Annotated in this window: 8 protein-coding genes; 6 read left to right on the forward strand and 2 right to left on the reverse strand. The window is 39.7% G+C overall.

Annotated features, from left to right (window positions below):
- The first annotated feature begins 147 nt into the window (after nucleotides 1-147).
- The 5 genes from H6F44_RS20890 to H6F44_RS23675 all read left to right on the forward strand — a co-directional run bounded on the left by H6F44_RS20890 (nucleotide 148) and on the right by H6F44_RS23675 (nucleotide 5,308).
- Nucleotides 148-1,434, forward strand: coding sequence for a BMP family lipoprotein (locus tag H6F44_RS20890; protein WP_190353024.1), 1,287 nt, complete (start codon nucleotides 148-150; stop codon nucleotides 1,432-1,434).
- A gap of 142 nt (nucleotides 1,435-1,576) precedes the next feature.
- Complete coding sequence (locus H6F44_RS20895; protein WP_190353025.1) at nucleotides 1,577-3,124, forward strand: ABC transporter ATP-binding protein; 1,548 nt, start codon at nucleotides 1,577-1,579, stop codon at nucleotides 3,122-3,124.
- A gap of 4 nt (nucleotides 3,125-3,128) precedes the next feature.
- Complete coding sequence (locus tag H6F44_RS20900; RefSeq protein WP_322096269.1) at nucleotides 3,129-4,172, forward strand: ABC transporter permease; 1,044 nt, start codon at nucleotides 3,129-3,131, stop codon at nucleotides 4,170-4,172.
- A 5-nt stretch (nucleotides 4,173-4,177) separates the two neighbouring features.
- Entirely contained in the window at nucleotides 4,178-5,143 is a 966-nt protein-coding gene (locus tag H6F44_RS20905) for an ABC transporter permease (protein WP_190353026.1), read from the forward strand.
- 33 nt (nucleotides 5,144-5,176) lie between these two features.
- The gene (locus H6F44_RS23675) at nucleotides 5,177-5,308 is read left to right on the forward strand and encodes a hypothetical protein (protein WP_277874145.1); all 132 of its coding nucleotides are present in this window, start codon (nucleotides 5,177-5,179) and stop codon (nucleotides 5,306-5,308) included.
- Between the two features lie 30 nt (nucleotides 5,309-5,338).
- Here the strand turns inward: H6F44_RS23675 and H6F44_RS20910 are convergent, their stop codons facing one another.
- Entirely contained in the window at nucleotides 5,339-8,683 is a 3,345-nt protein-coding gene (locus tag H6F44_RS20910; RefSeq protein WP_190353027.1) for a UvrD-helicase domain-containing protein, read from the reverse strand.
- 354 nt (nucleotides 8,684-9,037) lie between these two features.
- On the opposite strand from H6F44_RS20910, the gene H6F44_RS20915 reads away from it, so the two are divergent.
- Nucleotides 9,038-9,376 carry a hypothetical protein gene (locus tag H6F44_RS20915; RefSeq protein WP_190353028.1) on the forward strand — a complete coding sequence of 113 codons (339 nt, stop codon included), beginning with the start codon at nucleotides 9,038-9,040 and terminating at the stop codon, nucleotides 9,374-9,376.
- Here the strand turns inward: H6F44_RS20915 and H6F44_RS20920 are convergent.
- On the reverse strand, nucleotides 9,351-9,800 hold the full coding sequence (locus H6F44_RS20920; RefSeq protein WP_190353029.1) for a DUF3375 family protein: 450 nt from the start codon (nucleotides 9,798-9,800) through the stop codon (nucleotides 9,351-9,353). The genes H6F44_RS20915 and H6F44_RS20920 overlap by 26 nt on opposite strands.
- Nucleotides 9,801-10,130 lie beyond the last annotated feature (330 nt).

Below are 10,130 nucleotides of genomic sequence, written 5' to 3' on the forward strand. Positions count from 1 at the left end.
CGCGGCACTTCCTTACTTGTTTAGACCTTGGCAAACTCTCCACGAGGCGCGAGAAACTGTAATTTGTAATACCTTTGTCTCATAGGCGATCGCCTTAAATACAGGAGTAAAAAGCCATAAAATGTCCAAATATCACTGCATTAATTCATGGGAATAATCACTAATAGAGTTTCTTCTAGAATTTATTCTATAGTTTCTGGCAAGCATCTATGGGTCGCCGCATTGGGAGCAGTACTGACTGGAGCCTGTAATAGTACGCCCACCACTCCAGTCTCAACCGCTCCAGCCGCCACCACGGCCACAACCCCAGCTTCTTCAGATGCAAAGGAATTTAAAGCCGCAATGATTTTAGTCGGGCCAAAAAATGATTCGGGTTGGAACCAAGGTCATTACGAAGCCTCAAAATATGTCATGGAGAAGCAGTCAGGTATTCAGTTTGACTATGTGGATAAGGTCAATCCAGGCGATCGCCCAAATGTGAAGGCTGCACAGGTCGCGGACGATCTAATTGCTAAGGGGGCAAAGCTAGTATTTTTCAACTCTGATGATTTTAAGGATGATGCTCTAGAAACTGCTAAAAAGCATCCTACTGTGTCCGTAATTCATGCCAGTGGTGATTATGCTTGGAAAGAAGGTAAAAATTTCAAAAATCAGCCAAATCTTAGCAATGTCATGCCTCAAATCGAGTATGGGCGCATGATTTCGGGATGTGCGGCGGCGCTCAATTCGGAGACGGGCAAAATCGGTTTTGTTGGACCATTAATTAATGACGAAACCCGTAGACTGGTGTCGGCAAGTTATTTGGGTGCGAGGTATTGCTGGCAAAACTACCGCAAAAAGAATCCCGATGACTTGAAGTTTAAGGTGGTTTGGATTGGTTTCTGGTTCAATATTCCTGGGCAGACTCTTGATCCCACTAAAGTCTCCGATGACTTTTATAACAGTGGCTTTGATGTGGTGATGAGTGGTATTGATACACCTGAAGTCGCAGTCCAAGGCAAGAAAGCTGCCGAAGCTGGCAAGAAAGTCAAATATCTGCACTATGGACTCAAAACTGGTTGCAATGTTGCTCCCGACATTTGTATTGGCGTTCCCTATTACAACTGGGGCCCTGCCTATCTTGATCAAACCAAAAAAGCTAAGGAAGGCAAATTTACAGGAGAATTTATCGCCGCCGCACCTAATTGGAAGGATTTAAATAATCCTGATACTTCCGCAGTGGGATTTGAGAAGGGCAAAGCCTTGACTCCAGAAAGCGATAAGTTCTTGACAGAATTTATTACTGGTTTAGGCGATGGCAGCATCAATCTTTTTAAAGGTCCTCTGAACTATCAAGATGGTACTCCTTTTCTGAAGGAAGGCGAAACGGCAACTCCTCAGCAGATTTGGTACTTTACCAGCTTGTTGCAAGGTATTGAAGGCGCAAGTAAATAAATAAATGATCCCCCCTCAATCCCCCTTGTAAAGGGGGAAGAACATCTTCTCCCCCCTTTACAAGGGGGGCTGGGGGGGATCTAAACTCTAAAACGCAGATAGAAAGGGGTTATTGGCAAGACTTAGATACCATGGGACAAAAATGAAAGTTGAACTCAGCCATATTTATAAATCCTTTGGCAATGTCAAGGCAAATCAAGATATCTCAATGACCGTTGAAGCGGGAAGCGTCTATGGGATCTTGGGCGAAAATGGGGCAGGGAAAAGTACTTTATCTAAAGTTCTCAGTGGCTTTATCACTAAAGATGCTGGCAAGATTTTATTAGATGGCATTGAAGTTGATATTAAAACTCCTGCTGATGCCATCTGTGCAGGGATTGGCATGTTACATCAAGATCCCTTAGATTTTCCTTCGCTATCGGTTTTCGATAATTTCATGGCTGGGAGAAGTACCTTAAGCAAAAAGATCGGTAGAAAGAGGGTTAACACGAATAATCGTCATGATCTGATTAAAGAACTTCGACAGCTATGTGCCGCTTTTGGCTTTGATCTACATCCTAGCGATCGCCTATCGAATCTCACTGTAGGAGAGCGTCAACAGCTAGAGATATTGCGGCTTTTGTCCCTTGGCGTTAAAACATTAATTTTAGATGAGCCAACCACGGGCATTTCTGCTTCCCAAAAAAAGGCTCTATTTACAGCAGTCAAACAATTGGCATCCGAGGGAAAATCGATTATTTTTGTGTCGCATAAACTGGAAGATGTGGAAGAACTGTGCGATCGCCTGATGGTAATGCGTCAAGGTCAGGTAATTGGGGAAGCGGAAGTTAAGGGACGTGATTCTGCCGAGTTAGCATCTTCTCTAGTGGAAATGATGTTTGGACATGATCTGGCTATACCTGCCAAACATTCAACGAGTATAGAGCAGACTGCCCCTGCTTTAGTAATTCAGGATTTACAAATTGATGGCGATCGCTTGAGTTTGCAGATTGACAAATTAACTGTGCAGTCTGGTGAGATTATTGGCTTAGCAGGGTTAGAAGGCAATGGACAACAGTTACTATTGCTTGCTTGTGCGGGTTTACTGAAACCAAAATCTGGCAAGATTTGCCTCAATGATTTGGATATGACCAATCGCGCCTATCGTAATTTTTTGAAGTCAGGAATTGCCTATTTACCAGCCGATCGCTTGCAAGATGGTCTGATTCGGGGTTTATCGATCCATGAGCATTTTATGTTGCGCCAATCCAATGCGAAATCCAATCTAGAATCCAATCCCAAATCCCATGCTGGATTTTTGATTAATTGGAGTGATACTCGCAAATATACCCATCAGGCGATCGAGACTTTCAATATTCGCGGTAAACCATCGACAAGGGTGGAGAAATTATCGGGAGGTAATCAACAACGCACCCAAATCTCACTCTTGCCAGATCAATTGAGTTTACTATTAATGGAACAGCCGACTAGAGGGCTAGATATCGAATCGACTCTCTGGATTTGGAAACAGATGATGGAGCGTTGTGAACAGGGCATGAGTATTTTGTTTATCTCTTCTGATCTTGATGAAATTTTGCAATATAGCGATCGCATTCTCGTATTTTGCGGCGGTAGAGTTTCTCAACCAATCGATGCTAAAACCTTAACAGTTGATAAGCTCGGTCAAGCGATCGGAGGGAAGTTTGATTAGTATCGTGAATAATTTGCAGATTCTCAAGAAATTACCCAAGGTTACCTATTTTCGGATGGGTTCTTTTGTGGTGGCGCTCTTGTTTATCTCTGGGGTGATCTTGCTATCTAGTGGCTCACCCTTTCAAGTCGCAGCAGGAATGTGGAATGGAGCTTTTGGTAGCAGCGATCGCTTTGCCAGAGTTATTTCTACCCTCTGTCCTCTACTACTTGCCGCCTGTGGATTGATTTTCACCTTCACATCAGGTTTGTATAACTTAGGGATCGAAGGTCAAATTACGGCGGGGGCGATCGCCTCTACATTCTTGCTAAGGCTAATTCCTGAAGGTTTTCCACCTGCGATCGCTATTACGTTAGCAATATTATCTGGGATTATCGGTGGCGGTATATGGGGCTTACTGACGGGAATGTTGAATATCTATGGCAAGGTCAGCGAAATTTTTGCGGGTTTAGGCATGAACTTCACGGCGCAAGGATTAGCTCTATATCTGGTTTTTGGCCCGTGGAAGCGATCGGGAGTTGCCTCGATGAGTGGCACAGAGCCATTTAGTGATGCTTTTTCCCTGCCCACTGTCGGTAATACTGACTTTAGCCCGATCGCCTTAGCGATCGCCATAATCGCGCTGATCGTGACCGCAGTGATGATTAAAGCGACTTACTTTGGTTTGAAGCTCAAGGCCGTGGGCAATAATCTACGGGCTGCCTATGTACTAGGAATTCCTGCGGTCGCCCAAATGATGAGCAGTTTTGTGATCTGTGGCGCTTTAGCAGGTATCGCGGGATCTTTGCAAGTGGTAGCCGTGTTTCATCGCCTCATTCCCAATATTTCCAGTAATTTAGGATTTTTGGCCCTGCTAGTAGTCATGCTGATTAATTACAATCCCTTCTTAATTTTGCCGATCGCTTTTCTATTTAGTTCTCTCAATGTTGGCAGTTTAGAATTACCGCTATCCCTCAGTTTGGATTCTTCTCTCTCTGGGATTATTCAGGGTGCATTGCTTTTGTTTGCCATTCTTGGCGAAGGTTTGGCTAAGTTATCTAAAGAATAAAAACTATGGACATCATCACAATTCTTGCCACAGCGATCGCCACTTCCACACCTCTGATTTTTGCCAGTATTGGTGAAACGATTACCGAACGGGCTGGCGTAATTAACCTATCTGCTGAAGGGACAATCTTGATGTCAGCGATGACTGGTTTTGCGGTTGCCAAGTTTTCTAATAGCTTGCTTTTAGGATTTGCGGCGGCGGCTTTGGTGGGAGCAGCGATCGCCTTAGTCGTGGCAGTTGGCGCTATCACTCTCAAGCAATCGCAGGTATCAATTGGATTTGTATTGGCGCTAATGTGCGGTGACTTGTCTTCTTTTTTAGGTAATCCCGTTGTCAGAGTCGAGGGAATTACGGTTCCTAGTTTTAGAATTCCTATTTTAGAGAATATTCCCATTTTAGGGAAATTGCTATTTCAGAGTGATTTGTTAGTTTATAGCAGCTATGTTTTAATTCTCGGTTCATGGTTCTATTTTTATCGGACTCAAGGCGGATTAATTTTGCGAACTGTGGGCGAACAACCTGCGGCAGCTTTTGCGAGAGGCACTAATGTAATCAAAATGCGTTATATCTATACCCTCCTTGGAGGCGCATTAATGGGCATCGCAGGAGCCGCTTTTTCGTTAGATTTTAAAGCAGGATGGAGTCATCGTCATACGGCGGGTTATGGTTGGATTGCTCTAGCGATCGTCATTTTTGGTGGCTGGAATCCTCTACGGGTCGCTTTAGGAGCCTATTTATTCGGAATTTTACAATCCCTCGCTAGCGTTGCTCAAAGTGCCATTCCTGAAGTGCCAACACAGGTATTTAATACGGCTCCCTTTGTAATGATGATCTTAATGTTGGCGCTGACTTCAGGCAAATGGCTCGATCTTTTAATATCAGCCTTGCCGCGATCGCTGAAACAGGGCATATTAAATACAGTCAGAACCACGCCACCTGCATCATTAGGGAAGGTATTTGATCAGGACTAGAGTTTTTAGCGCCGAAGGCGCTAAAAACAGCATATGCCTCTTTTTTTCTCAACGATATTCCCTATATCCTTTCTACCTACTTTTATCAGTCAGTTAGCGACGATCGCCTATCAAAAAACAAATCAACCAGCGATCGCCTATCTAATCACCAGATTAACAATTTAGAGCGTAAGTTGCACAAGTAGTGAAAATTTATCAAAATGGAATATCATCATCGTCATCTTCATCTGGCTTTGATTGCTCGAAATTGTCAAAATTACAAGTCCATTTGCCATTATTGACTAAATATGCGGCTTTAGATATTCCTTTCTCATTACAAAAATTGACTTCTATTCCGTTAGCTTGGGAACTCCAATTACGTTCGTTTAGATATTGTAATCGTGAACCATCGGCTAGGAATGTCTGAATCAATTCCACTTTGTACCAACACATTAAATTTCCATCAAATCGATAGCTCTCAGATCTCAAAAACTCATTAATGTCCCTAGTCGGACTTGACCCACGACCTTGTTGGTTGCTAACTTTAACCAGAATAAAACGCTCTTCAGTCATAGGAACAGGATAATTTGCCCAATCTACTTCTTTTAGTTGCATTGTTTGGGTTAATCCTGCGATAAAAGGTGATGAATCAAAACTATCTGTGACTATAAATAATTCGTTTTTAGCGCGAGTAAGTGCAACGTAAAGCAATCGCCTTTCATCCTCAAACAATTTACTTTCGTCATCACCAAAAATGCGATTAAAAATTGAATCAGGGTGCATATTTCCATATCTATCAGCATCTAAAACTATAATTACTTGTTTTTCTTTGCCTTTATATTTGTGAGTTGTAGAAATATCGACTCGTTTTCTTTGTTCATCTGTAAGCTTCAATTTATCTAGTAGAGACTTACGCAATTCTTCAATTTCAATACGTTTATCAAAATACTCAACACCATCTATTGTTCTCCTAATTCTATATCCTGCATTTTGTAAGTCATTGTTACGACTAAGTAAGGTTATCTCTTTTCCATCTTTGATAAGTTTGGATATAAGTCTGATTAAAATGGCGTTTAAATCGAAATTATGTTCTTGTTCTTCAATAGGAGTCATTTGAAATTTGGCAATATCAACCAGTTGGATTTTTCCCTGTGATTGAGTGGAGGGTTTGGCTGAAATACCTCTATTACTCATCAATTTATTGCCGATATCAACTATTTGTGAGCCTGATCGGTAATTGCTGGTGATAGATAGGGTATGTGAAGGTTGAAATATTTCTTTAAAATTTTCATAAAAATAAAGATCCGCTCCAGCAAAGCTATTAATTGCTTGCCAATCGTCACCAACACAGAAAAATAGTGCTTGCTGGTTGTGCTTTCTAATTGCTGAAATTAGGTTGTGAAAGAGGAGCGAAAAGTCTTGGTATTCATCGATCATGATGTATTTGATATCTCGCAAATCTCCTCTAAAATCCCTATTCACAAATACTGTCTTGCCTTCATTGACTATTTGTGCGCTTCTTTGCATAATGCCGTCAAAATCTTCTTCATTCCTTTGTTGCAGTAAGTTCAAATAAGCAACATAGAAATCTTCGGCAAGATGTAGAAACTCACGTTCGATACTGTCAATTTCTGAATTAGGATCGAAGTCGCGATTATTAATTTCTGCGCTGAGTTGGTTGGGTGTCCAACATTTTTTACGACAACGACCTATAAAACTAGTCATTGCTTTGTCAAAACGGTTTATAGCTCTTTTATCAACTTTTGCCCATAGTTGAGCCTCTGTTAAGCGTCTAAAGCGAAGACCAATTTCAGTAAGAAATTGTGATAAATGCTGCTCTAAACCCTTACGTCCATATTGTCTTAAAGTCTGTGGATTGATTTCAACAAAAAAATAATCAGATTGATTTTGCCAATACTGTCGTTTTCTTTCCGATTGTTCATCATAGTTAGGATCGCCTTGCAGTCCAAAGTATTCAATTACAATTCCTTTTTTGTTATCGACTTTTTTTAAGAGCGTAAAGTCGGGATGGTAGTTAGTGCGTTCTTCTCCATATCCCCACCAAAAGTTGCGTTCATAGATAAATGGAATATCATGTTCAAACAAAAAGTCTGCTATAAATTTTTCACCAATTGATTTATAAGTAACACCATCAATACCCATTTGAGGTTTAGTGCGCCTAGAAGCGAGTCTTTCTTCTTCTGTTAAGTTAAACTCTTTTCTCATTAAATAAAACCATTCAGCCTTAAATCTTCTGATCATCAAAGATTTAATTCGTTCACGATACACCGAATCCTTCAAATGATCATTAATTACAGATTGTATAAGGTGGGTTTGGGCTTGTTGTCCACCTGACTCGTTATAAGATAATGTTTGGGAAGGACGAACTAGAGCATAAGCTAAAGCATGAAATGTCATGGCATAGGGAAGATCATTTTGTAAATGATTCTGTAATCTTTCTCTAATTTCTTGAGCAGCTTTTCTGTTAAATGCTAATAGTAAAATTTCAGATGATTTAATCCCGCAGTGTTTTTGTAAAAATATTGCGCGATTAACTAATGTGGATGTTTTGCCACTGCCAGCCCTTGCGATAAGTTGCACATGACTATTAACCGAGCCAATGGCTAGAGATTGTTCTAGGTCAGGAGTATTTTTCAGATTATCTCTAATCCATTTTTGTGCAAATTTTTGTTTTATATCTATATACTCAAACTGATGAACATACACTCTACAATTTAATTCGTAGAATTGATTCCCATATATATAATCTTGCTTTAAAGTGTTGTGTATTCTCTCAATTAGAAGCTTTTTCTCTTGTTTTGAACTATCTTTTTGTTGTTTACATAAATTTATTTCATCTAGTGTAAAAGATGGATATATTTCTCTAAAAATATTGACAAACTTATCTTGTCCATATTCGACTGCATCTATATTCATCTTTTTTTGACGGCGAGTCACTATATTTTTAGCTGTTGGCTTGTATCCTGAATAAGCAACTTTAATAAAAACTCTTCCATTTGAAACAGTTATACATTTAACTTTCCATTCGGTGTACTCAAATTTTTGTATTTCATAGCCGTTTTCATCAATCAAGACTATATCGCCACTTGCTCTCAATACTCGCGGTTTAATACGTTTAACCTTTCTACCAGTTAGTAATTCCCACAATTCTTCATAACCTACTATTGCTTGTGCAAAATCTTGGACTGTTTCAACTTTTGCATTCATTAACTGCTGGCGCGAAGCAATCATGCAATCATTCAAAAATGGTGAGTGTTCTTCAATCTGGTAAACTGTTCTATTCTCCATGCTGAAGTCAGATTTATCGCTAAATAAGTTACTAGGTTCTAATTTAACTGTTGTAGGTGGCAATATTTCTAATTTTTTTGATTCTGTACTAATGTCATGGGATGTCTGGCGATTTATGGAAATTTTTTCTTGTAAATGTGCTACCAAACCCTGATATTGCTGATCTAAATTATTTAAGTGGTTATCCTCAGTAAGTTTTTCAAGATGCGATCTTAAACGCTTTAGCTGATCTCTAGGATGAACTATATCCACAGATACTCTCTTCGTTACTGATCCGACTGGGCGGCTAAGTAGTGAGTTTATTTCATCGATCAGACTGCTTATCATAGCTTTTGACATAATGCCCCCTAGAAGAACTCCATAATGACAAATAAGATTAATCTGCTAATGTACATAGCCTATTGAAGCTAAATTACTAACGCGATATCGGTAAATATTTAGGTTTGATTGTTATTTTAGCAAATATTAATTGGCGAAGCGCTATATTTTATTTTAATCTTTATGTCGCTAGGTGAAAATTGCCCTAGAGACAAGAAAATCTTTAAATTTAAAGTTTCTACGAGATAGCTTGCTTTATAATGGAAGTCAAATTTAGAGACTTTAGATATGGATAATAACCGCATTGATACTAATCCGACTATTGTTACTGGTTGGACTGATGATGGTAATTTGAAGATTACCATTGAAACCCGTAGGTCAATTTCAGGAGATGCTGGACTAGAGACTGATTTATCGGAAGAGTTTTTTTACCTGTCTTTTTTTAAAGTTGAATCAGAAACTGAAATAGGTGATTTGACTGGAATATATGATTTTAAAGATGCTTATATAAAGATTCACCCTAGCAAGTCTGAGACGGATGCTTTTAAAATTATTGAAGAGGAAATAGCAAGGGAATATGATAGCTCTGTAGCCCGTAAATTTAAAAAGCTTGTTGGGATATGGTAACTCTGTAGCCCGTAATTTTAAAAAGCTTGTTAATGGACGTTTGCAGAAAGCGAGATTCAGTCCCCACAAACTCATCTTTTTGTTGCAGATCCTCTAACCAAGCGATCGCTTTTTCGGTTTCAGGAGTTAGCGTAAATACTGGCTCATCACTATTACTATCAAAGGTTTTTCGCAAAAGTCGATCCTCACACCATTCATTGAGATAATCCTTTGGCTTTTGCGGATAGGTATTTGGCTCTAAATCTTGCAAATATTCTAAATAGTCGCCCAGCCTTGACTCTAAGTCTATTTGCGAGAGCGAAACTCGTTGAGTTTTTTTAAATTGATCATACAGAAAACTTAAAATTAAGGCAGCATTGCCTTTTCTAAATAGTTTTAGCGTTGGAGAGGTATCTAACTCATACTTAATTTTTTCATGATCCATAAGCTTTTTGATTCAAGTTATTTTTAATTTACGCAATTTTTCAGCCCCCAATCCGCAGCCATATTATAGCAAAGCAAGTTTTGCTATAGGTGTTGGTTTTGCGTTGAAAATTTGTCGCGATCGCTGAAACAGGGCATATTAAATATGGTCAGAACCACGCCACCTGCATCATTGGGGAAGGTATTTGATCAAGACTAAATCAGAATTTATCAGAAAAATGGGTTTAACACCCCGTGCTTCCAGCACGGCTTTATATTAGAATAGCAAGTGAGTTACAGGTTGAAACACCGCCAGCATAAGCCCGACAAATTTGGCTCGACTAGGAAAGAT

Origin of the sequence: Pseudanabaena cinerea FACHB-1277, assembly GCF_014696345.1 — a bacterium.
Taxonomy (GTDB): domain Bacteria; phylum Cyanobacteriota; class Cyanobacteriia; order Pseudanabaenales; family Pseudanabaenaceae; genus Pseudanabaena; species Pseudanabaena cinerea.

Bases quoted from the DNA above. Each gene is read 5' to 3' on its own strand.
- H6F44_RS20890 (WP_190353024.1), top strand. From the start codon at position 148: ATGGGAATAATCACTAATAGAGTTTCTTCTAGAATTTATTCTATAGTT.
- H6F44_RS20895 (WP_190353025.1), top strand. From the start codon at position 1,577: ATGAAAGTTGAACTCAGCCATATTTATAAATCCTTTGGCAATGTCAAG.
- H6F44_RS20905 (WP_190353026.1), top strand. From the start codon at position 4,178: ATGGACATCATCACAATTCTTGCCACAGCGATCGCCACTTCCACACCT.
- H6F44_RS23675 (WP_277874145.1), top strand. From the start codon at position 5,177: ATGCCTCTTTTTTTCTCAACGATATTCCCTATATCCTTTCTACCTACT.
- H6F44_RS20915 (WP_190353028.1), top strand. From the start codon at position 9,038: ATGGATAATAACCGCATTGATACTAATCCGACTATTGTTACTGGTTGG.
- H6F44_RS20920 (WP_190353029.1), bottom strand. From the start codon at position 9,800: ATGGATCATGAAAAAATTAAGTATGAGTTAGATACCTCTCCAACGCTA.